18 protein-coding genes and 1 pseudogene are annotated in these 23,517 nt (G+C 52.5%); 11 read left to right on the forward strand and 8 right to left on the reverse strand.

What is annotated here, in order from left to right:
• Together CpATCC19410_RS05400 and CpATCC19410_RS05405 are read right to left on the reverse strand one after the other, a co-directional pair.
• The gene (locus tag CpATCC19410_RS05400) at positions 1–951 is read right to left on the reverse strand and encodes an ABC transporter permease (RefSeq protein ID WP_013242414.1); all 951 of its coding nucleotides are present in this window, start codon (positions 949–951) and stop codon (positions 1–3) included.
• Positions 951–2,492, reverse strand: coding sequence for an ABC transporter substrate-binding protein (locus CpATCC19410_RS05405; protein WP_013242413.1), 1,542 nt, complete (start codon positions 2,490–2,492; stop codon positions 951–953). Before CpATCC19410_RS05405 ends, CpATCC19410_RS05400 begins: the two co-directional genes overlap by 1 nt.
• An 86-nt stretch (positions 2,493–2,578) precedes the next feature.
• Between CpATCC19410_RS05405 and CpATCC19410_RS05410 the strand changes: the two genes are divergently transcribed.
• Genes CpATCC19410_RS05410 through CpATCC19410_RS05420 form a run of 3 tightly spaced genes read left to right on the forward strand, consistent with a single transcriptional unit; the run spans position 2,579 to position 5,941 of the window.
• Positions 2,579–3,499 carry an AEC family transporter gene (locus CpATCC19410_RS05410; RefSeq protein WP_013242412.1) on the forward strand — a complete coding sequence of 307 codons (921 nt, stop codon included), beginning with the start codon at positions 2,579–2,581 and terminating at the stop codon, positions 3,497–3,499.
• Positions 3,500–3,514: 15 nt separating this feature from the next.
• Positions 3,515–4,063, forward strand: coding sequence for a hypothetical protein (locus CpATCC19410_RS05415; RefSeq protein WP_013242411.1), 549 nt, complete (start codon positions 3,515–3,517; stop codon positions 4,061–4,063).
• A 45-nt stretch (positions 4,064–4,108) separates the two neighbouring features.
• Entirely contained in the window at positions 4,109–5,941 is a 1,833-nt protein-coding gene (locus CpATCC19410_RS05420) for a BCCT family transporter (RefSeq protein ID WP_013242410.1), read from the forward strand.
• Here the strand turns inward: CpATCC19410_RS05420 and CpATCC19410_RS05425 are convergent.
• The 4 genes and pseudogenes from CpATCC19410_RS05425 to CpATCC19410_RS05440 form a co-directional block, all read right to left on the reverse strand.
• Entirely contained in the window at positions 5,922–7,109 is a 1,188-nt protein-coding gene (locus CpATCC19410_RS05425; protein WP_013242409.1) for an HNH endonuclease signature motif containing protein, read from the reverse strand. The two genes, CpATCC19410_RS05420 and CpATCC19410_RS05425, sit on opposite strands and share 20 nt — an antisense overlap.
• Before the next feature lie 117 nt (positions 7,110–7,226).
• Complete coding sequence (locus CpATCC19410_RS05430) at positions 7,227–8,222, reverse strand: LLM class flavin-dependent oxidoreductase (protein WP_013242408.1); 996 nt, start codon at positions 8,220–8,222, stop codon at positions 7,227–7,229.
• 7 nt (positions 8,223–8,229) lie between these two features.
• Positions 8,230–9,549, reverse strand: a complete 1,320-nt coding sequence (gene brnQ / locus CpATCC19410_RS05435; protein WP_013242407.1) for a branched-chain amino acid transport system II carrier protein — start codon at positions 9,547–9,549, stop codon at positions 8,230–8,232.
• A gap of 135 nt (positions 9,550–9,684) precedes the next feature.
• Positions 9,685–11,531 (reverse strand): annotated as a pseudogene (locus CpATCC19410_RS05440) (ABC transporter ATP-binding protein).
• Between the two features lie 123 nt (positions 11,532–11,654).
• Between CpATCC19410_RS05440 and CpATCC19410_RS05445 the strand changes: the two are divergent.
• From CpATCC19410_RS05445 to idi, 4 genes are all read left to right on the forward strand, one after another.
• Positions 11,655–12,161, forward strand: a complete 507-nt coding sequence (locus CpATCC19410_RS05445; protein WP_013242404.1) for a hypothetical protein — start codon at positions 11,655–11,657, stop codon at positions 12,159–12,161.
• 302 nt (positions 12,162–12,463) lie between these two features.
• Positions 12,464–13,132 carry a DUF3558 family protein gene (locus tag CpATCC19410_RS05450; RefSeq protein WP_013242403.1) on the forward strand — a complete coding sequence of 223 codons (669 nt, stop codon included), beginning with the start codon at positions 12,464–12,466 and terminating at the stop codon, positions 13,130–13,132.
• Positions 13,132–14,682 (forward strand): hypothetical protein, encoded by a 1,551-nt coding sequence (locus CpATCC19410_RS05455; protein WP_014522452.1) that lies wholly within the window; start codon positions 13,132–13,134, stop codon positions 14,680–14,682. Before CpATCC19410_RS05450 ends, CpATCC19410_RS05455 begins: the two co-directional genes overlap by 1 nt.
• Positions 14,683–14,715: 33 nt before the next feature.
• Positions 14,716–15,270, forward strand: a complete 555-nt coding sequence (gene idi, locus CpATCC19410_RS05460; protein WP_014300858.1) for an isopentenyl-diphosphate Delta-isomerase — start codon at positions 14,716–14,718, stop codon at positions 15,268–15,270.
• Positions 15,271–15,348: 78 nt separating this feature from the next.
• Here the strand turns inward: idi and CpATCC19410_RS05465 are convergent, their stop codons facing one another.
• Positions 15,349–16,620, reverse strand: coding sequence for a carboxylesterase family protein (locus tag CpATCC19410_RS05465; RefSeq protein WP_013242399.1), 1,272 nt, complete (start codon positions 16,618–16,620; stop codon positions 15,349–15,351).
• Positions 16,621–16,652: 32 nt separating this feature from the next.
• Here CpATCC19410_RS05465 and CpATCC19410_RS05470 point away from each other — a divergent pair, with 32 nt between their 5' ends.
• Genes CpATCC19410_RS05470 through CpATCC19410_RS05480 form a run of 3 tightly spaced genes read left to right on the forward strand, consistent with a single transcriptional unit; the run spans position 16,653 to position 19,138 of the window.
• Positions 16,653–18,731: a M3 family metallopeptidase gene (locus CpATCC19410_RS05470; protein WP_013242398.1), complete on the forward strand. Its 2,079-nt coding sequence runs from the start codon at positions 16,653–16,655 to the stop codon at positions 18,729–18,731.
• A gap of 5 nt (positions 18,732–18,736) precedes the next feature.
• The gene (locus CpATCC19410_RS05475; RefSeq protein WP_014300857.1) at positions 18,737–18,955 is read left to right on the forward strand and encodes a hypothetical protein; all 219 of its coding nucleotides are present in this window, start codon (positions 18,737–18,739) and stop codon (positions 18,953–18,955) included.
• Between the two features lie 42 nt (positions 18,956–18,997).
• On the forward strand, positions 18,998–19,138 hold the full coding sequence (locus CpATCC19410_RS05480; protein ID WP_013242396.1) for a hypothetical protein: 141 nt from the start codon (positions 18,998–19,000) through the stop codon (positions 19,136–19,138).
• Positions 19,139–19,193: 55 nt separating this feature from the next.
• On the opposite strand, the gene malQ is transcribed toward CpATCC19410_RS05480, so the two are convergent.
• The gene (gene malQ / locus CpATCC19410_RS05485; RefSeq protein ID WP_014401309.1) at positions 19,194–21,380 is read right to left on the reverse strand and encodes a 4-alpha-glucanotransferase; all 2,187 of its coding nucleotides are present in this window, start codon (positions 21,378–21,380) and stop codon (positions 19,194–19,196) included.
• 189 nt (positions 21,381–21,569) lie between these two features.
• On the opposite strand from malQ, the gene CpATCC19410_RS05490 reads away from it, so the two are divergent.
• Positions 21,570–23,405 (forward strand): AMP-dependent synthetase/ligase, encoded by a 1,836-nt coding sequence (locus CpATCC19410_RS05490; protein WP_013242394.1) that lies wholly within the window; start codon positions 21,570–21,572, stop codon positions 23,403–23,405.
• The last annotated feature ends 112 nt before the right edge of the window (positions 23,406–23,517 follow it).

Here is a 23,517-nt window from a genome sequence, read left to right on the forward strand (position 1 = left end):
CTAGGCCTCCTTTCGAGTGCGTGGGTCTACCACAACGTAAGCCATATCCACGATCGCATTGATCACGATGGCAAGGACAACGAGGATCATCACAATCGTCTGCACCGTGGGCAAATCGCGATTAGTTACAGCGGTGAGTAGCAGGCTGCCCAATCCCGGAATGACAAAAACTCGCTCAATAACAACTGCGCCGACTAGTAGGGAAGTGAGCTGCAATCCCGTCACCGTCAGAACAGGCAATGCTGCGTTACGCAGTCCGTGGCTGCGCAGAGCCTGCCAAGAGCTCAGCCCGATAGCGCGTGCAGTGCGCATAAAATCTTCACGCATCACATCCATAACGGCTGCCCGAACATATCGAGTCATAATCGCAGCCTGAACAATTCCGAGGGAAATCACTGGCAGCACAAGACGCGCCAGAAAACCGCTGAAATCCTCATTGGGCACTGACCAACCGTTAGTGGGCAACCAGCGCAGGCGAACCGCAAAAAAAGAAATGAACAGGATTGCAGCAAGGAAGCTAGGAACTGCAATTCCGACCTGGCTGAGCGCAGAGATAAAGGTTCCGTCGACGTGACCTGAGCGCCTGGCCGCCCACAAGCCCAGTGGAATCGCAAGCACCAAGGCGAACAACATCGATAGAACAACGAGGATCAGACTGACCTGAAGCCGATCTGCGACGATAGACGAAATATCCGTTGAACTGGTCAACGAAGTCCCAAATTCCCCACGGAGGAGGCCACCGGTCCATGACACGTACTGCTCCCACAGCGGTTTATCTATCCCCATTGTGGCGCTTAGCTTTGCCACGGCCTCTGGCGTCGCGGTAACGCCGAGCGCCACTTCTGCCGGGTTACCTGGGACAATCCGAAGAGCTACAAAAATGACCACACTGGCAATAAATAACGTAAACACGTATTTAGCCGCGCCTCGTGCAAGTTTTGCTGCAATCACTACTGTGTTACCTTCCTTGGCTCTTCTTTCGCGATAGCAGCCAACGAGAGACCATCGCCAACAGCGTTGACGGGAACCCCGCTGACGTTCTTTGCAGTTACCACGATGTTGGGCAGATTGAACAAATTATCTGCTGCGGCTTGATCCAGGATCCGAGTGACGGCTTTTTTCATCGTGGGGACATAGTCCGCCTCATTTACGGTGTCTGCTTGGGCGATGAGCTCTTGGACTTTTTTATCGTCATAGCCCAAGTAGTACTTTGGGTTAGCAAAAATATTGGGAATGTCTCGAGCCTCGGTATGCGCGATCACCGACATATCATAATCGTGGCCTTTATAAACTTTGGCCAACCATACGGAGGGAAATTCGGTGGACTCGATGCTCACATCGAAGCCGATGTCTCGAAGCTGCGAGTATAAAATCTCAGAGGCCGTGGCAGCATAGGGCAGCGACGGCACAGAAATGGTTATTTTTGTTCCCGTTGCCCCGGCCTCATCCATTAGCTGGCGTGCACGGTCAGGATCAAAAGGATACTGCTCGGCTTTCTGATACCAGGGGTCCGTTGGCGGCACGGGAGCACCGCCCGTATCAACGCCGTAGCCCTCCCAGGTGGTATCAATGATTGCTTGCCTATCGACGCCAAACATTACCGCCTTCCGGACGCGCAGATCATTAAATGGTGCCCGTGCATGATTCATCGTGAGCAGCACTTCTCCATTGGTCGTGCCCACGTTGACGTCGAGATCACCATCGCGCTGTATGGATTCCAAGAGCTCAGGGGACTGCAAACCAATGACGGCGTCAACGTCTCCAGAGCGCACAGCATTAGTCAGGGAAATAGCATCCGCGAAATAGCGCAGAACAGCTCTCTTGTTCTTAGGAGATTCACCCCAGTATTCCCCACGGGAGGTGAAGGATAGCGAGGTCCCCACGGCCCAGTTATCTACCTCATAAGGCCCGGTGCCCACCGGCTTTGTGGCCAAGTCCGATACCCCGCCGGGCGTCATCATGGCGCCGATCAACGTGCCCATTGACCACAACCAGGTGTTGGAGCGATGAGCGAGCGTGACCTCGAGGGTGTGGGGATCGATGACTCGGGTGTTGGTCACCTTAGACATTTGTGCTTTCAGACCATTAGTCCAGGCGTCGGAAAGCACGCGATCAATAGAAAACTTTGCAGTGTCTGCTGTGAAAGCGTCGCCATTGGAAAAGCGGACGCCTTTGCGAAGATGAAACACATACGTTGTGCCGTCTTCGGATACATCCCATGAGGATGCAAGCAACGGCTCTACCTCGCCGCTCTGATTAACACGAACCAGCCCCTCATACACGTTGCCCATCAGTGCCTGAGGAATAGCAGCACCAGAAGTGGTAGTGAAATCGAGGGAGCTAGGGGGAGCCGTTAACCCAAGGGTCACACTGTGATCGCTGGCTCTATTCACCGACGCATTTTGCGATGCCGTCGAACCGGCAGAGCACGCACTCAAACCAAAGACCGCCAAAGTCATCAACGCGACCGCGCGTGGGGGGAAAGAGAACATGACAAGCAGACTAACCCGCGCATGTATGAGGGTAAACTTGTCCCTAATGGGTGCCCCCGTGGGGAAAATGAAGCACAATCTACCGTATGGAGAGCATTTTCCGTGGATTTTTTGTCATTTTTCTTGTGATCGGATTGGGGGCCGTCCTGGGCAAGAAGAATGCGTTAGGCAAAGGCGCTGCCAATTCACTGGGAAATTTTGTTTATGTTGTAGCTACACCGGCATTGTTGTTGGACAAAATCATGCACACCGAACTCTCCGCGATTTTCTCTGCCAACTTTATGGTTGTGTGCACCAGCGCCATGGGTGTCGCTTTTTTATCTTTCACCATCAGTCGGGTGTTCCTGCGTCGCCGTACCGACGCCTCCATAATCGGGGCTCTATCAGCAAGCTACGCCAACGGCGGCAATCTTGGAATCCCCATCGCTACCTATGTGCTTGACGACGCCACCATCATCATCCCACTCATGCTCTTCCAAATTGCTTTCTACGCACCACTAACCATGACCTGGTTAGACTTTTTGCATAACAAAAACCGTGCTAATTTCCTGCTTAATCTCGTGCAGACTCCGCTGCGCAACACAATGTTCCTCGCATCAATAACAGGCCTAACGATTGTGGCCTGTGGCCTGCGTGTGCCCGTAGCACTTACTGAACCAGTCCGTTTAATTGGCGACTCGTCCGTACCGCTGGCTTTGATTCTTTTTGGGATGTCACTCACCACCACCTTCCCCCGTGGGGAAACAAAGGTTATTGACACCATCGTGGCCTGTGGGCTTAAGAACTTCGCCCATCCAGCTTTGGCGTGGGGTATTGCTTCGATGATGGGAGTTACGGGACGAGAATTGCTCGTCGCTACGTTCCTAGGCGCGCTGCCTACCGCACAAAATGTATATGCATATGCGTTGCGGCATGGAACGTCGGAAAGCTTGGCAAGAAACAGCGGCATCGTAAGTACCCTCGTTTCTTTACCAACACTCATCGCAATCATGTATTTGTTGGGATAAACCTGTGAAGAAACTATGATGTGCTTGATGGCGATAACAGTCAGAACTTCCTACCGCGCTTTGGCCCAATCAAAGGCCACAATCACATGCGTACTATTTGTGATTCTCATGGCGGGTCTTTTGGGGGTGCTTTTCCTTGCACACCACAACGCCGCAGGAACCATGCGGATGCTCTACGCTGCTTCCGCAATCGCGCCTGCCGTGGGAGTTGTCATCGCCCTGGGCTCACTCGGAGCCGTCTTTGCGCAACGACGTCGCCCAATACTCAGAATTAGCGACAACATACAGATAACCCACTCAGGTGCGAGTTTTCCGGTGAAAGACCTTGCTCATATTCGGATTTGGAGTGACACAAAAGCGAGTTTTCTTACAATGTTGCCGACCAATGCCTTGCAGCAAAGAAGAAACGAGAATCTCTACACCGTTGAATTTCCTCAAGGGGCGATACCAAGACCCTATGAAATAGCAGATGAGCTGGGGCGGAGGAACCCTGGGGCTGTGGTGGATAAAGTTGGCCTGCTTCCCCCGTGGGGAAATGAAGTTCGAAATCCCCCACGGAATTAGTAACGTGTGACCGGTACTTGCAGGACTACCGGAAACGTTTATTTCATGAATTCCCCGATTTCTTCGGAGCCAATACCGCAACGAAAGCCCTTTTTAGGGCTCAAGACTGATCCCTTTATTTTTCTCGTATCGCTAGGCTTTGTCACAGTGTTTGTCATCGGGACAATCATCCTGGGAAGCGCTGCTCGAGATACTTTTACACGAGTGGCTCAAGGACTTCTCACGGGAACCGGATGGCTCTACATCGGTGGCGTGAGCTTCATTTTCCTTTTCTTAGTTGGAATCTTCATCTCACGGTTCGGCCGGTTGCGTCTTGGTGACGACAACGATGAACCCGAGCACAGCCTTATCGCCTGGTTTTGTATGCTTTTTGCAGGTGGAGTAGGTGCGGTACTGATGTTCTGGGGTGTGGCCGAACCGTTGAACCATGCGGTCAACGTTCCACGACAGGATGCAGAGCCGTTGTCGGAGAAAGCGATAACCGAGGCTTTTGCTTTCACTTTCTACCACTTTGGTATTCATATGTGGGCTATTTTTGCGTTGCCTGGGCTTGCACTTGGATACTTCATTTACAAGCGCAAACTTCCCCCACGGGTGAGCTCGGTATTCGCGCCGATTCTAGGCTCGCGTATCTATGACATCCCCGGAAAACTTATCGACGCTCTCTCCATCATCGCAACGACCTTTGGTATCGCTGTCTCTGTTGGACTCGGCGTATTACAGATAAATTCTGGTCTCCAACGCTTGTGGGGATTACCAGAAGTAAGTTGGGCACAGCTGCTTATCATCCTGGTGATCACAGCAATTGCATGTGTTTCTGTTGCTTCTGGCCTGGAAAAAGGCATCAAAATACTGTCGAATGTCAATATTGCTCTCGCAGTACTCTTGATGTTCTTTGTCTTGATTTCTGGTCCGACACTGACGCTGTTACGTTTTGCCACGGAAGCGTTTGGCATTTACGCTAAAGCGCTTCCTGACATGATGTTCTGGGCTGACTCATACGGAGATAATCCAGGATGGCAAGGTAAATGGACCGTGTTCTATTGGGCGTGGACGATCTGTTGGTCGCCTTACGTGGGGATGTTCGTAGCACGTATCTCCCGTGGGCGGACTGTCCGCGAATATATTGGTGGAGTCCTGGCCTTACCTGCGATTTTCTCTGTGATCTGGTTTGCGATTTTTGGACGTGCCGGAATAGAAATTGAGTTAAATGAGCCAGGCAAACTATCCGGCCCTGTTGTTCAGGACGGGAATGTTCCTTTTGCTCTATTCGGGTTTTTCCAGGAGTATCCTTGGACAAGTCTTGTATCGACGCTGGCTCTTGTAATCGTGGTGATTTTCTTCATTACATCTATTGACTCAGCCGGCATGGTGAACGATATGTTTTCTACAGGTGAGGAGGAAGTATCGCCCGTAGGCTATCGGATCTTGTGGGTAGTAGCCATTGGAGCTGTTGCAGGAGCATTGTTGATAGTCTCTCCTTCTTCCGGCATTGCGACGCTCCAAGAAGTCGTAATTATTGTCGCGTTCCCGTTTTTTATTACGCAGTTCATCATGATGTATTCGTTGATGAAAGGAATGATGGATGATTCAGCTGCAGAGCGCAGAATACAGACACGTCAGTGGCGGAAGACAGATACAGCGGAGAAGTTAGAAGCACATGAAGCTATGCCTGCTCCGGGATACGATGAAGAAGGCAATGAGCTGCCCGTTGTTTCACTGGCACACGATGAAGACGGAAACATTGTGATTCCGGGGAGCGTAGTGATTGAAGGCAACCTTGGGATTACAGGTGATGTTGTTGATGATCAAGAAGACGCTACAGGAGTTAAAATCGTGGAGCATTCGCGACCGCAATCTAGGGAGAATTGGGAGTAATTTCCCCACGGGAGAAGTGGCGTAGAGCCCACATACGGGCTGATTTGTTGGATAAAGGATGCTCGTTAAACTGCAGAGGAGCCTCAGGATCGGGTGGTTGCCAGCCAACGCGCCCGGTGGTGGGGCACTTTGCGTAATGCCCATTGCGATGCTTGCCGAGGATATGGTCATCGTCGTTTTGGGCGTTATGAGAACCGCATACCATCGCTAAATTTTCCAGGTTTGTTGTTCCTCCGTGTTTCCAAGCATCAATGTGATGACATTGTGCTCGGAAAGCGGCACGGCTGCAGGAGGGATCAGCGCAAAGAAGTTGATCAGCTGTGAGAATGATACGTTGTTTTGCATTTGCTAAGCGTCGAGTCCGAAAGAGGTTAACTGGTTCTGCGTTTTCGTCATATAGCACGGCATAACCAAAATCCGCGAGCAGATGATCAGCAAGGTCAGCGGCTTTGATGGTGGCACCGTCAGTGGTCACAAGTTCATTGCCGCCATTGTTTTTCCATCCATCCGCTGGTAAAAGAATGAGGCCTTCCCGAAGGACATTGCCATTGGGGGAACGGGAATCGTCGTGAAGCAAAGTGCCAGTGATTGCATCTGCGAGTGCTTGTTGGCCAGAGACGTTTTTGTTTTTAAAGTGGTGCGCGTAATCAACCATGCGGGCTTCGATTGCAGTCATGAGTTCTTCGGGAAGCGACAAGAATAAATACCGCATATTGTTGGCATCTGCGGCATGAGAGAAACGCGCATAGCGTAGCCCCTGGGAATGTGAGGGGGAGGGATTATTTTCTTCCTGCAGTCGGACGTCGGCATGTTGTTTTAAGACCGTGAACGGATGCTTGCATGCAAATAATAGGAGTTCAACCCGAAATGCTTCTTGGTTATCATGGTCGCGTAGCCGTGAGACTTTTGTATTAATTAGTGCGATTGTGTCTATCCCTAGATTTCCTTGCCTAGCAATAGCCAGAGCCTCTTCTCTCATCGCATTGTCTTTCGTGGGGCCAAACAGAGCTTTTGCAGTTTTGATATATCGGCCCATCGTCGTTGGTTCAATGCCAAATAGCGCAGAGAGCTCTACTTTTGCTCGAGGGGTTTGGGAAACCGAAAAGATATATTCGGCTAATGCAACTCCATTTGCGGCTAAAAACTCGAGGCATTCCTTGACGTTCATGCCTTGGAATCTAAAGGCTGGGGATGCCGAAAACTAGGAGCACACTATGGTGTTGTGGATAACTGGTTTATGGTCAGAGAATAGTCGGAGTTATCCACAGCCCATAGGCCTAGAGCTTTACGACGCTAAACCCCATGTGCTACCGACCTCCTGGACAGCCTGTAGCTGGTTTTCCCACGAAGAAGCTCGGAATAAGAGGATGAGCTCGTCGGCGTTTGTGCGTGCAATAAATTGCTGTAAATAATCCGTTATGGTTTGAGCAGTCCCGATAGCGCTGAAACGTAACATTTCGCGAACCTTGTTTCCAATATGCGTGTTGGCTAATATATCCAACTGATTGCAACTAAGAAATTCCCCACGGGGTGAGAGTTCCCTAAGGACGTTGCGGAGCACCTTGTTAGCCTCTTCGTGGGATTTCTGTATGGACTCTGCCCACGTGACGTTTACTCCCGCGATGACATACGGTTTATCTAGGTTCACTGAAGGACGAAATTCCCCACGGTAGGTGCGGATCGCCTCGTCGAGATGCTTAGGAGCGAAATGAGATGCAAAGGCGTAGGGCAAACCTAGCTCTGCTGCAAGACGCGCACTAAATAATGATGAACCCAAAATGTAAAGAGGCACTTGCGTGCCGGAGCCAGGGCTTGCTCGGATGCCGGGAATCGGGGAGTGATCTGATAAGTAGCTTTGAAGTTCGGCTACATCGTGGGGAAAAGCGTCAGCAGCGTGGAGCGAGCGGCGAAGGGCTTTTCCAACTGTGTTTTGGTCTGTTCCTGGTGCTCTGCCAAGCCCTAAGTCTATACGTCCGGGATGAAGCTCAGCGAGGGTGCCAAATTGTTCCGCCACGATATAAGGCGCATGATTCGGCAGCATAATGCCGCCAGCTCCTAGGCGGATATGGTTGGTGTGATTGGCAACGTGAGCTATAAGGATCGCTGGCGACGACGAAGCGATCGTAGGCATGTTGTGGTGTTCGGTGTACCAAATACGCGAAAACCCCAGTCGCTCTGCGGCACGAGCCAGCTGGACTGATCTGCCAAAACTTTTTCGTGCGGTTTCCCCACGGGGGATGGGGACGAGGTCAAGGATCGAGAGCGGCACTGGGGGATTCATACGTGAATCAACTTCTTCGTGCGTAATCGACTATTCCGCCGATTACTAGGAACCCGAATGCGGGGAGTAGCCAAGCGAGGCTGACGGCATGAAGCGGAGCCCAATTAACGAGGTTTTCTGCCACAGCGATGCCTTGGGCTCCGATGGTGGTGAGAGCAGACCAAATGGTAACCGCCCAGACGGGGAGGCGGAAACCCCACAGAAGTTTTAGTTTCCCCACGGATAGTTCGAGAATGGTGAGAGCAACCAAAGTAATCGCCACGGGGTAGATAAAGGTAATGATCGGGGCTGCGATGCTCAGAACTTTAGCGAGCCCCATGCTCCCTACGAAGAAGGAAATCAGGGAGAAAATCACCAGCCATGCTTTATATGAGATACCGGGGATCAGACGGTTGAAGAATTCGCTTGTGGCTGCGAGTAGTCCTACTGCTGTGGTCATGCAAGCGAGGAAGACGATGAGTCCGAAGACGACTTGTCCAGGAGTGCCCATGGTAAGTCGCGCGGCTCCGGAGAGCAGGGATGCGCCATCTTGATAGCTTTGACCGTCGGGCATGATGCGCCCCACGTAGCCGAGGCCGAGGTAGATGATTGCGAGCAGGGTGGAAGCGATTAAGGAGGCGATGATAGCGGGTTTGATTAGTGCTTTGCCTTCGCTGCCACTCTTATATTTGAGCGAGGAAATAACAAGGATGCCGAATGCAAGAGCTGCGAGAGAATCCATAGTCATGTATCCCTCGAGTAAGCCGGTGGTAAGTGGCGCGGTGTTGTATTTTTCAGTGGCGGGGGAGACGTCGCTGTGCAGATTGGCAATAGCCAATACCACCAGTACAACCAGCAAGATAAGCAGAGCTGGAGTGAGGAATTTGCCGAGTTTGTCCACGATCCCCGTGGGGTTAAGAGCGAGGAGTAACGCCACGGCGAAGAATAATGCGTTGAACCCCACGGAAGCCAGTGTGGAATCTTGGCCGAGTACAGGTTGGACGATTATTGAGTAGCTCACAGCACTTGTGCGCGGCATTGCGTAGAAAGCGCCGATAGAGAGATACACGATGACGGCAAAAGCGATATTGAACCAGTTTCCAGCACGAATGCCAAGATCTCGGATATCGCTTCCTGACATGGTCATTGCAATGATGGTGATGGCGGGTAGGGCTACGCCTCCGAGAAGGAAACCAATGATTGCTGGCGTGAAATTTTCGCCAGAACTTGTGCCGAGGACCGGTGGGAAAATGAGATTGCCGGCGCCGAAGAACATCGAGAAGAGCATGAGAGCAGTTGCAACGATAGCGCCGGTAGTAAGCTTACTTTCCTTCGTGGGGAGCGTCATGATGTGGATCATCCTTCTTATCTAATGGATGCTCCATACCCTACAACCTCTTTTCTCACATAGTGGAATTCTGGTACCAAAAAAGTGAAATATGGGATGTAAGTCACCATTTCCTGGGGTTTTATGTTCCCTTTTTTATGTTTGGAAACCGAATTTTTTCAATTTTTCTTTGTTTGCTTCGCTGGCATCTGCTGTCAATGCGAGTAGCTCAGCATAGATGCCGCCGGAATGCGCGAGTTCTGCCGGAGAGCCGATCTCGTCGACAGTGCCGTCGCGAAGCGTAATGATGGTATCCACATCTGCAATCGTAGAAAGTCTGTGGGCGATGATAATGGTGGTACGCCCCACCATAAGTTCTTCTAGTCCCGTCTGGACCGCGATCTCCGACTTTGTATCCAGTGCAGAGGTGGCTTCGTCGAGAACTAGCACGGGAGCGTCTTTGAGCATTGCGCGGGCGACTGCGATTCGCTGCTTTTGGCCGCCGGAAAGGCGGAGGCCGCGCTCGCCGATCAGCGTGTCGTACCCGTGGGGAAACGCGCTAATAAAATCATGTGCATTCGCACGCTTTGCGACGCCCACCACCTCCTCCAACGTTGCATCAGGGTGGGAATACGCAATATTTTCTCTGATCGTTCCGGAGAACAGGCTCGATTCCTGGAAGACTACGCCGACTGATGCACGAAGCTGCTCTGAAGATAGCTCGGAGACTTCTTTGCCGCACACGGACAGACGGCCTTTGCTCGGCTGGTAAAGGCCCAGCAGCAAATTGACGATAGTCGATTTACCACCACCCGATTCCCCCACGAGGGCAATGCGTTGCCCTTGGCCTGCCGCAAAAGACACATTATTGAGGACTTGTTCACCCTCGTTGTAAGAAAAAGACACATTGGAGAACTCGACCACAGGTTGGTCTCCCCGTGGGGAAATGGGGGAGATAGTGCTATGGCGAAGATTTGGTTCATTGGAGGCTGTTGTGGCTGCGGCGATGTCGGGGTTAACGGTTGCCTCGAGATCCTTCTCCATAACTTCGAAGTAGTCCTTGGAACCAGCGATGGCACGCTGCGTGGTGTCTACGACCCAGCTCATCATGGTCATCGGCATGCGAGCCATGTTGACGAGTTGGATGAGTAACACCATATCGCCGAGAGAGAAATGCCCATGCAGAGTTCTATAGAAGAGAACGAGGTAAATTCCGAAGAAAATAAGGTTCATGGCTCCGCCACGGAGGGCATCCATGAGGTGCCAAAAAGTTGATTGTTTACGCGTGAACTCAACAGTTTTGGCGTATTTGTGGCTGAATCCTTTGAGCTCGCGGACTTCAGCAACAAAACTTTTGACTACCTTGACTTGGCTTACGACTTCAGCAAAACGACCACCCGCAAGGTCAATCTGTTCATTTTTTGGCCCTCGATGATCTGCCATTTTTTGCTTGTTAGTGATGTTAACCACATATAGACGGGGATAATGATGGCAAGTAAGACCGCCAGGGGCCAGTAGTAGCTAGCAGAAATTCCCAACACTGCCACCACGGTGATGATCATGGGGAAAAAGTTGTTGGACATTGCTTGCAACGCCTGGGTGATTGATGTGATGGAGCGGTCGAGACGCGCGATTATCGTGCCGGTGACTTGATCGTCAAAATATCGCTGAGGCATGCCCAGGAGTTTGGCAAAGTAACGCGTGGACAGGATTTGTCGTAGTCGCGCCGCCATCACATCGCCGGTATAACCTCCGATATTGGTAAATGCTGTGTTTGCGAGTTGCGCGATAAGCAATGCGACAGCAAGCCACATAACGTGGGGAGTGGCCTTTTCGACGCTCATCTCTCCGTTTACTGCAGAAACAATAGTGTCGGTGGCATCTTTAATAATGAAGGGGGTGGCCAGTGCAAGTACGGCAACAAGTACTGCGGAGAAGATAACTCCCAAGTAAAAGGGCCAAAGGGCTGAGGCACTGCGGAGGATTCTAAGGATGGATCGCACGGGTGGGGTGACTGCTCTCTGAGTAAAATGGCTGGTTGGGAGACATTGAGTGCTCTCGGATCGTCTCCGTTGTTAAAATTATGGAAAGTTGTTCGTTATTCGTCGTAAGCGTGAGGATATTTGATGCGTATTTCCCGATCTCGGCTTGTTGTGGGTGCTCTGGTGGGCGTCGCAACGCTAACTTTAAGCGCTTGTGGCGGTGATGACGTATCAACGACCGTCTCGGTTACTCCAACGACATCGACCCCTGTTCAATTCCAGCCCAAGCAAGTTGCACCGGTCAAGGTTGACCATATCAATGCTCCTGAGACCGACCCGGGATTAAACGTAAAATGGGAAATCCTTGGCACCAGCGCCAATAGTCAGGGGGCTGGCTCAGTGATTTATGTGAAGGTAACTAACCTCAATGATCTTGCGGTACCCAAAGATGCGTTCCCCGCTCCTACCTTGCGCGTGAATGGGGCTGATATGCCACAAGTGGACGCTGGTACAGTGGCGCTGGATTTGCCGTTGGGTGCCGGTGCGTCGACCAACCTACAATACGCATTCAATACGTCTTACGGCACGCTTTACGACGCTACCTTTCAGATCGGTAACGCAATTTTTGAGGGAAACCTCAATAGTATTTAGTAATATATTATATTTCTCTTGGCCTGCGCTCCCCCTTTTGGGTGGGGCGCATCTTTTGCGAATGGCGACTCAATAAGTCTTCTGCCTGCGGATTTTAGATTCTTAAAGGCTAATTTTTCAAATAGCGGAACCAATAGATGCCCTTCTGTAGTCTAAATAATCTGAGTACGGCTGTTGCGGGCTTCCACAAGGAGGCCGGTGGCCGGCGGACCGCAAAAAGTTAACGTGGTGACCGCCTCCGGACAGCGCCCTCACTCTGGGTTGGAGGACCTCAGAGTGACAGCGCGAAGGGGGAGTCCGACATGGGCATAGGGGGTTTTCTCATGCACTGGCTAAACCTTGGGACTGATTCGCAGCAGTCGTACTCTTTCATGCGTCGTCATTCATTGCTATTAGCATTCATGATCTTCTGTGCACTCATGCTCACCGCATGCGTTCGTGATACTGCTAAAGAATCTGTGAGCGCACTCCTTGCACATCCGACATCGGAAAATGCACACCCTGATTTTCCCGAAGTCATGGAGCCAAATCCTAAGGATCCTAATTTCTCGTTTTTTGACCCGTGTACGGATGTGCCTGCGGAAACTTATGAGCGGGCGGGGATTCGGCAAACTCGTGGTGGGTTTTTCGGGCATCCTGGTATGAATCGAGCCCACTGCCATTTTTTCGTTGAAAGTTTGGGAGCCTCTGATGATTTAGCGATGGTGGGATCAATGGTGATTTCTTATGAGGAAACAATTCAACGGGAAGAGCTTGTCTTATATAAAGGGGAGGGGGTGCCCAACGGTGTCTATTTTACAAAGAATAGGGATCCTTCTTTAGGGCTAGGCACGGAATGCACAGCATACGTTCCTACGAAAAGAGGAAGAGTTTGGGCCTTTTACCGGCTGGGCGACGAAAACGATACTGATCAAGAGCGTGCATGTCGTAGCGCAATGGAAATCTTGAAGGAAATCACAAGGGGGCTGTGATGTTAGAGCTTGGAATCAATAATGATTATTTACAAAAATCGATAAAAGAACTTGACGAAATTAGAAAATTTTCTAAACAGATACAAAATGAAATACTAAAAGCCAACATTTCCGGCGCGTATTCTCCGCTTATTGGACTTGATCAAATTGGAGCTAACCACGGGATCGTGCTTAAAGGGGGAGTTGGTTCGGCTTCTGCAGTGCTGCAATCGCTGACGCAACAGATCGGTTGGCTGCACGATGCACTCCGCGCAAGCTATGGGGCTCTGACGGGGCAAGAAGATTATGCTCGCCGAGGAATAGATATTGCGGATGAAGGCGGCTCAGTGGGTGGAGAACCAGTTTGCTTCCCTATGCGCCCAGAAGCAGCTTATGAAAATTTCTCTTTTTCGCATCCGGTAGTCGTACAGCCAGTGACAATGGACGCTCTGGTCCAGGGGCTAGCAGCTACTCAAGAACAAGAGGTCTTTTTCGGGATGCAAAGTTGGTCAGATATGTCTCGTTTGTCGGCAGAAGTCGCCATGCGTTTACGTAAAGTAGCAGCAGAGTTGGCTGGCGGAAATAAAGGCGAGGTTATTGATCGCGCAGTAGAACGAATTAATGAAGTAGCTCAAACCAGTGAGATTTTCTCCGGTAATGCGAAAGCCATGGCAGAGGATGTTTCTAAACTCATTGGTATTAAAACAATGTTGTGGCTGGAAGCAGCGACGGCGAATTCTGGCATCAAAGCCATCACAGAACCCGCTGCAAGAGTGGCATCAGAAAGAGCGGCTCTTTTGCATTTCCAACAAAAACTTCAACGTATCGTCGACCGGTCAGTGCCTGACATTCGCAATCTAATGGGAGCGAATATTTCGACTGAATCCGGCGGGGGTAGCGCAGAAGTAGGCATGGATGATGTTGCAGGCAATGGGCGCCCCACTACAGCTGGACTTGAAGTAACAGGTATTAACACGGGAAGTCGCCTTGGTGCGCAAGGCACAAACTTTGTCTCGCCGTCGTTTGATTCTGTGAATAATGCTCAGCACCAGTTGCAGAAAGTGGGATCAGACAGTGTGGAAACACACATGGCGCATGCGGCAGGGCTATCTCATGGGGCGTTGAGCGATCCATCACGATTCGGAGTTGCACATGCCATCCCACATGGGATGGGTCATACAGCACAAAATAATGGCCTGAACGCGTTAGGTTTGCCGATTTCAGGTATGAATGCGAATAAGAGCGGAGCTTCTGGGGCATCGCGTTTCTCCATGCCCGGGAAGAGCCACATTCCCCATACTGCAGACTCTTTTCGACAGACCGGAACTAGGCAGCAGTGGTCTGGGCATTCAATGCATGGCGAACCTCTTGGCAGCGCCACCCGCCAAAACCAATCAGCAGGCCGCATGATGCCAATGATGACGACTCCTCCCGGAGCATCGCAGGGCGATAAGCGCGGAAAAGTTAAGTCGGTGACAAGCCCAGTTGAAGTCGACAAAAATATTGCCGCTCTCATCGGAGAACGCAGCGCCGTAGTCCCCGGAGTCATTGGAAGCTGGGTGCGACAATAATATTTTGGCGCGGGAGCAGATAATGTGGGGAGAATGAACGACGTTGATCTCGTCGTGCTTGTCGACGCACAAGGTAATCCGACCGGCACCGCTCCCAAATCTACAGTCCATACCCACGATACGCCTCTCCACCTGGCTTTTTCCTGCTATGTCCTGGGTCCCGATGGAAAAATCTTGGTGACTCGGCGAGCATTGAGTAAAAAAACATGGCCAGGCGTATGGACTAACTCAGCCTGTGGACATTTACTTCCCCACGAAACAGCTGCCGAAGCCGCCATGCGACGCGTTCCCCACGAGATTGGTCTCCCTCGTGGGGAAATAAAAAACCTGGTGTGCGTTTTGCCAGATTTTCGGTACCGGGCCACAGCTTCCCAGGGAATCGTTGAATGGGAAATCTGTCCTGTTTTTATCGCATATATCGATGAACCCCTTCTTTTACGTCCTAGAGCAGATGAAATAGATTCACTTTCTTGGGTGAATCCTAAAGACCTTTTCATCGCTGTAGACTCTGCACCTTTTGCTTTTAGCCCATGGATGGTCGAACAACTTACGCATGAAGCATTACGGCGCAAACTAACTAACAAATAGTTGGTTGACTCCTACAACAGCACCGAAGCCATAAAGGTCGGTGCTTTTTGCATGCGTTACCTAATCCGTGGGGAATATTTACTCGAATTCCCCACGGAGGGGGTTGGTGCGCAGCTGCGCACCGACCCCATCAACGCACACCTCTAATCCACTGGTGTCTTTACGATATTGAGGCCAGCTCGGAGCGTTGCCGCGAACAAACCTCAAAAGTATCCCCCGTGGGGAATCTGGCTGGCTGTCTCTGGAGTGAAAGAGGAGACGGAGATCGCTGCAGTGGGTGGCTTCATGATCACTTGAGCTGGTGTACCGGAGATACCAGGTATCGCCATATGTGCGTTTGAGCGTTTGTTTTACCCAGCGATGGATCATCGAAGTCCCGGTGAGAGCACGGAAAAAATCTGGCCTGGTGGAGTTTTGCTCAATGTATTCGGGTGTGGCTCCCATCTGCCGGGCGACGCGTTTTCGCAGTGGGCGCAACCATGTCGAGGTGTCTGCTTGTTGCGCTGCGGGGAGTTGGTAAAGCTCGCGGTCGGTGGAACTAATAATGATGGGGATAGCCGTGAGTTCGTTGGGGTCGTAGTTCCAGGGGCCGAGAGCTAAGTCAGTGGGGAAGTAACGTTTGTAGCGGTTGTAGCCTTTTTCGAGACGCTTGCGGCGTAGCTCTTCGAGACCAGATTGGGTAATCGGCGCGGATAGCGCCCACCGGAGTGCTGCTTTGCGGCGTTTCATTTCCCCACGGGGGAAGCTTGGCGACGCCGCCCACACCCGCCGAAACATCCCCCGATAGTGGTCGCGCCGGGTAAGCCAGAGTGCTATTCCGGCCCCTGCGGATTGACCAAAAAGAGTGACGTTGGTGGGATCGCCACCAAAGTCTTCAATGTGGTTTTGGATCCATTCGAGGGCGAGTGCGCAGTCGTCGATGCCTCGATAGTGATGAGGGGGGTCGTCGTGAAAGCGTGCAAAGCCTTGGATTCCGAGTCGGTAGTCGATGCTGACCACGATGACCCCTGTTTGGGCTAGGGCAGTTCCATCGAAGGAGAATTCGTTGCGAGAACCGGAGTCGTAGCCGCCGCCATGGATGACTGCTATGACCGGAAGATCGTTGAATTTTCTGGCATGAGCAGGCGTTGTTACTGTGAGGTGAAGCTGTGTCCGTAGGTTGTTGTGCGCTGCGGGATCTTTGCTCTCCGTGGGGGAATACACGTGGAGTGCGGGGGCAAATTCGCTGGTGAGCTTCCCATAGACAATAGGGTCATAGGTGGCCACGTTGCCATGATCGTGATGATGGATCGTGCCGGTGAAGGTACCGCCGGGGCAGGTAATGAGCTGCGAAGATGCGCTTTCGGACATATCGGTTACTTTAGCAACTACGATTGTGATCTATGACGTTACCTGTATCCAATCCTTTGTTAGAAGAGTCCTCGCTGCCGTACCAGCTTCCGCCGTTTCGAGATATTTCAGTAGAGCATTTTCTCCCAGCATTTGAAGCAGCGCTGGCCACGCATGTCCAAGAGATCACGCAGATAACAGACAACGCAGAAACTCCGTCGTGGGAAAATACCGTGGAAGCACTGGAGCGCAGCGGGCGAGACTTAGAGCGCGTGGCGTCAGTATTTTTTAACCTCCATTCGACAGACTCCTCTGCGGAAATGGACGAGATTGCGGCACGGGTCGCTCCATTGCTGGCTGAACATTCAGATGCGATCTATTTGAATTCTGAGCTGTTCACACGTTTAGAGGCGGTCGCGGCCCCGGAGGACGCCGAGTCGAAGCGGCTGCATGAGCATGTACTGAGGACGTTTCGTCGTCACGGAGCAGGTTTGGGCGAATCTGAGATGGCTCGATTACGCGAGATTAATTCTCGTTTGTCTGTGCTTGCCGATTCGTTTGGCCGCAATCTGCTCGCAGATACCAAAGCACTTGCCGCCCAGTTTCCCCACGGGGAGGAATTGGAGGGACTGAGCCCCGGACGCCTCGCCTCGGCGGCTGCGGACGCGGAGGCAGCAGGCGTAGACGGGTTCGTTATTCCGCTTGAGCTTCCTACTGTGCAAGCTGAGCAGGGGAGTCTTGTTCGACATGAGGCGCGGGCGCGGTTGTATGAGGCGTCGCAGCGCAGGGGTGCTGAGTCGAATGCGGAGATTGTTGTGGAAACTGTGCAGTTACGTGCAGAGCGGGCTGCATTATTGGGTTATCAAACGCATGCCGATTATGTGATCGCGGAGGAAACAGCGGGTTCGGCCGCGGCCGCGCGAGATTTATTGTTTGATTTGGCACCGGCTGCTGCGGCGAATGCGCGCGGCGAGTACAAGCTTCTCGACGAAGCCTCCCGTGGGGAATCTGAGGAATGGGCGCAGGAATCGACGATGGAGGGGGCGGATTGGCCCTATTGGGAATCGAAGGTGCGTGCTCGTGATTTTGCCCTAGATGAGGAGAAACTCTCACAGTATTTCCCTTTGCAGCAGGTGTTGCGCGACGGAGTCTTCTATGCGGCTAATCGCCTGTACGGAATTACAGTGATTTCTCGCCCGGATCTGGATGGCTACGCGGAGGGGGTCGAGGTCTGGGAAGTCAAAGACGCAAATGGTGAGGGAATTGGTCTGTTTTTGACGGATTACTTTGGGCGTTCGTCGAAACGCGGTGGCGCGTGGATGAGCAGTTTTATGAATCAGTCAGATTTGTTGGGAACTAAGCCCGTTGTGGTGAATGTGATGGGTATTACCAAGCCTGCTGATGGCTCAGATGCCCTTCTCAGCATCGATTCTTTGCGGACGGTGTTCCACGAATTTGGGCATGCGCTTCACGGACTGTTGTCTAAGGTGCGTTATCCCACGTTCTCGGGTACTAGTGTCCCACGAGATTATGTGGAGTTCCCCTCTCAGATTAATGAAAACTGGGCGTTTGATCCCGCCATCTTGAAGAATTTTGCGCGTCACGTGGATACCGGTGAAGTTATTCCGGACGAGTTGGTTGCTGCGATTGGGAAGGCTCGCCAGTTTGGCCAGGGATTTGCTACGACGGAGTATCTGTCTGCAGCTGTCATCGATCTCGCATGGCATTCGTTGACCCAGGAAGAAGCAGCACAGCTGTCTCCATCAGATATTGCGGAATTTGAGCGCAAAGCATTGGAGGAAGCCGGATTAGATGTAGAGCATATTCAGCCTCGGTATAAGTCCACTTACTTTAACCATATTTTTTCTGGTGGATATTCGGCGGGCTACTACTCCTATCTGTGGGCAGAAGCGTTGGATGCCGATGGCTTTGACTGGTTCACTGAGCAAGGAGCCGCAGGCGTGGCGGCGTCGGAAAGCGCGGCTAGGGACGCCGGGCAAAAATTCCGCGACCTTGTGCTATCGCGTGGCGGTGCGGATGATTTCACTGCGGCGTTTGAAGCACTGCGGGGACGCGCTAAAGATGTTGGGCCGTTATTGCGTCGTCGTGGCTTGGCTGGGACGGTGCAATAGGGGTGATGGAGCAGGTGACGGGTTTTATTGATTCGGCGAGTCAATTTTTAACATCGGCGCCTTTATGGCTGCAAGCACCACTAGTTTTGATCGTCGTGGTGCCTGTGTGCGGTGTGCTGGCATTAGTGTGGCTTCGGCTTATCGACGTCCTAGGAGCCCGCATTCTTCGCATCCTGATGTCCGTGCGGGCTAAAGTAGAAGCTCGAATGAGGTCAACTAAGTAACTACGGGGCTTGCGCGCCCCACGTAAGTGGAAAGTGTGAATAATGGCTAATCCAGAGGAGCTGCGTAAACGGGACCAGCAGCTTCCGCGTAGGAAGCGGAAGTACCCACAGTCTCGGGTAACTCAGGCCTTGTACCTGCTTATTGCACTAGTCGTGATCGCCTGGTTAGTCAGCCTTATATAGGTTGCGCATAAAGGCCCATTTCCCCACGGGGAAATGGGCCTTTATCAATCCGCGGCTAGCGCTTGTTCCGCTTTGACGCGTCCGCTACCGCTTGGAACAAGGGGAGATCGGCGATTTCCTCGATGGTCAGGGCTTGGATGTTGCCATCGCAAAGGGGGATGCACCAGTTGGGATACATATCGGAGGTTGTGCCGGGCTGGTTCTGGGCCCGGCGGTCGCCGACAAGATCCACCAGCGAGGTACAAGTGAGAGCAGAGGGGGTGCCGGCTAGGAACTTGTGGATAGCCGGTATAAGGGTGTCTGCGCTTCCTCGTTCTTCCCTATTGAGCCCTTGGAAAGCCTCTGGCACTGTGGCCCCGGAGAAGGCACCGGTGTGCTTGACTTCGTCGAGAATCTCGTTTTGCCAACGAATATCTTGTTCATGCTCTTGCTCAGGATCGACGGTAAGAATACCGAGCTCTTTACGCAACTCGATGTGCTCGCCAGCAAGAAGTCCCGCGGTAGGAGGAAGATCGTGCGTGGTCACGGAGGATAGCGCGAGCTCGCGGTATTCGTTTTGGTGCCGCGGCCCACCCGTGGGGGAACTCTCAAACCAAAGCACCGATGTGCCCATGATTCCGCGTTGTGCAAGGAACTCCTGAACCCATGGCTCGTATGTGCCTAAGTCCTCACCTATCACTACTGCGCCAGCACGCTCTGCTTCAAGCGCGAGAACGCCGACCAGAGCATTGTGGTCGTAGTTGACATAAGCCCCGGTGGTGGGGGATTGCATGCGGGGGATCCAGAAGAGACGGAAAAGCCCTAGGATATGGTCTACTCGAATACCTCCGGCATGACGCAGGACGGTGCGAAGCAGATCGCGCCATGGCACGTAGCCGGCTTCAGCAAGACGGTCGGGATGCCATGGTGGCTGAGACCAGTCTTGTCCTTGCTGATTGTAATTATCAGGCGGGGCGCCGACGGATGCGCGTGGCGCTAGAGAGTCGGCAAGGCTTTGGGCGTCGGCACCGCCAGGGTGGATCCCCACGGCGAGGTCGGCGATGATTCCTATGCTCATGCCTGCGTCGATAGCAGCTGATTGCGCTGCACCCAGCTGCTGATCGCAGATCCACTGAAGCCACATGTAGAATTCTGCGGCCTCCTCTGGAGCGGGGATAGCAGCATGGGAGCTGGATGCCGTAAGGTGAGCGATTTCTTGATCTGCACACCACAACGCGAAGTCGTAGAGGCCATCACCTTCAGAGGCTACAAAATCGCGGAAGTCCTGTTCACGTGCCGGATCGCGCTCGGCCTCAAAAATTGCATGAAGCACTTGGAGCTTTGCGTCATAGATCGGGTTGCGTTCAATTTTATCGCTGGAGTGGTTGAGAGCCTTAAACTCAGAAGAAATCTCCTCGATTTCCTTTTGCAACTCATCGTTAAGGCTGAGGTACTCGGGTATGTCCTCCACGCGGATGTAGATGGGATTAATAAAGCGTCGCGTGGTGGGGAGATAAGGGGAGTCCTCGACTGGCGGGAAGGGCTCGGCTGCATGCATCGGGTTGACCAAAATATAGTCAGCGTCAGCTTTGTCGGCCACAACTTTGGCCAACTCGCCGAGGTCATGGAAGTCTCCCATTCCCCACGAGTCATTGCTGCGCACTGAATAGAGCTGAGCCATAACTCCAGTGGCTGGGTTCTCCACAAACGTGCGCGCGGTGGAGAGCTGCTGCGGGGTGATAATGAGGAAACAGCTGGCAGTGAGCGTGTCGGAGGTCAGCGTGATGGTGTGCCAGCCTAAGGGGAGATCCTGTGGGATCTGGAAAGAGGCTTCGCCCCATGTGATGCCGTCGACAGTGCGCGGTGGTGTCCAGTTTTCAATTTGGGTGACGTCTGCTGCGACTGAGCCGTCTTCAAGCGTGATTGTGATGTCTGCGGGGGAGCCGTCGTGAACATGTACGTTGAAGACGTAAGGGTCTCCTTGCGTAGCGACGACGCAGCGGGGAAGCGGGCGCGTGTCTTCTTCATCGCGGCGCTTCTGAATAGCTGCACGGATCTGTTCCTCGCTCGGCATAGGAGCATCGAGCGGCATGTGATCGTTTGGACTGTCCCCGGGTTCATTTCCAAAGCGAACACCCAACGCACGAAGTGTTTTAACCAGCGTATCGTCGCTGACTTCGGTTACTTCGCCGCCGAATCCGGTAAATGAACAAGAAACTGCATGTGCTGCTGCGAGTTCGCGCAGCAATTCTGTATAACCCACGAGACCTTATTCTGCCATTGCAGCTACCGTTATGTCCCGTAGACCGCAGTTTAATTTGGAACACGTCTACCCCAGTGATGACTATGGGCACATAAAGGCTGTAAATTCAAAGTTTATCAACGGATGTGAGTAAAACATCAGGTTTTTGCGATGCACGATCAAAACAAATGAGGTGTTGAGAAAGTGAAAGTGGTTCAAGAGTCAACCACCGAGGCCATATACGAGGTAGGCGAAAATGAAACCTGCCTAACTGCGTTGCTGGATACGGCTAAAGCGCGTCCTTTTGGAGTGATGTACACCCGACCGAAAAACTACGAGTGGATAAACGTCACTTCTAAAGAGTTTGTGGAAGAGGTCTACGAAGTTGCTAAGGGCCTCATCAACGCAGGTGTGCAGCAAGGGGATCGGGTAGCTTTGCTATCAGAGACCCGCTATGAGTGGTCTCTGTTGGACTTTGCCATTTGGGCTGCTGGGGCTGTGTCAGTTCCGATCTACGGGTCTTCGTCGATTAGCCAAATTGAGTGGATCATTGAAGACTCTGGGGCGGTTTTTGCCATCACCGAGACCCGTGAGCACACAGAGTTGATGAAGAACCTGGTCCTGGGTGCGGACGGAAAACCAGTGTTGAGTGGCTCGCCGTCGCAGCTGCGGAGAATCCTGGAGATTAATTCATCAGCCGTGACAACGCTCAAGTTTGAGGGACGTTCCGTTGAGGATTCCGAGGTGAACGAGCGTATTGCTAACACCAAGGGGACAGACCTTGCATCGCTGGTGTATACGTCTGGAACTACTGGTCGCCCCAAGGGCTGCCGACTCACCCATTCCAACTGGCTATCGCAGGTGCGAGCGCTTTTGACTAATGACATCGGTGCTATCGCCGTTCCCGGTTCGCGCGTTTTGACCTTCCTGCCGCTAGCTCACGTTTTGGCTCGAGCAGTTTCTTTGGCTGTGGCCATTGGCGGAGCCACGCAGTCTCACTGGTCCGATTTTTCCACCATCGCAGTGGAGTTCCAGCGCGCCCGACCAAACCTGATCTTGGGAGTGCCGCGCGTCTTTGAAAAAGTCCGTAACGGCGCAGTGGCTAATGCCCAGGCCGACGGCCCGCTCAAAGCCGCCATCTTCCGCCAAGCAGAGTTGACCGCTCAAGAGTACTCACGAGCACTGGATACCGCAGAGGGGCCAAGCCGAGCGCTCACCCTTAAACATAAGACCTTTGACAAGTTGGTTTATTCGAAGATTCGCGCAGCGATGGGAAATGCAGTGAAGTATTGCATTTCTGGTGGTTCTGCGATGAGTCCAGAATTGATGCACTTCTTCCGCGGCATTGGCGTGCCGATTTATGAAGGCTACGGGCTGACCGAAACCACCGCTGCAGCGGCCGTGGACTTTACTGATCAGAAAATCGGTACGGTTGGGCCACCCGTGGGGGGCGCGTCGATACGCATCAATGATGACGGCGAAATCTTGGTGAAAGGCTCGATCGTTTTCGACGGCTACTGGAAGAACGATGAAGCCACCGAATCCTCCATGGAAAATGGCTGGTTTAACACTGGCGATCTCGGTGAAATCCTCGATTCTGGCCACCTCATCATCACCGGGCGTAAGAAGGATTTGATCGTTACCGCGGGCGGAAAGAACGTCTCGCCGGGTCCGCTTGAGGATAAGTTACGTTCGCATCCGCTGATCAGCCAGGCGATGGTGGTTGGCGATGGAAAGCCGTTTATCGGTTTGCTGGTAACGCTTGACGACGACGCCCTGAAACGGTGGAAGCTCAATCGAAACGTTCCAGAAGGTCGCTCGATCCGGGAACTGGCACAAGACCCGGTTCTCAGAGCCGAGATCCAGGACGCGATAAATGATGCCAATTCCACGGTTTCCCACGCGGAAGCAATTAAGAAGTTCTATATCTTGGACCGCGACCTTACTGAGGAAGACAACGAGCTCACCCCCACTATGAAGGTGAAGCGAAATGTGGTGGCGCGTCGATACTCCGACGAAATCGATGCGCTTTACACCAAGCGCTAGAGGCGTTTTCGCCCCTTTTCCTTTGTAGCTTTAAAGGAAAAGGGGCGATTTTTATTTCTGCCTCTTATCCTGTGGTTTCTAAGAGCGCTAGAAATTTTATCCTGCTGTTTTA

The sequence above is a fragment of the Corynebacterium pseudotuberculosis genome, assembly GCF_002155265.1.
GTDB lineage: Bacteria > Actinomycetota > Actinomycetes > Mycobacteriales > Mycobacteriaceae > Corynebacterium > Corynebacterium pseudotuberculosis.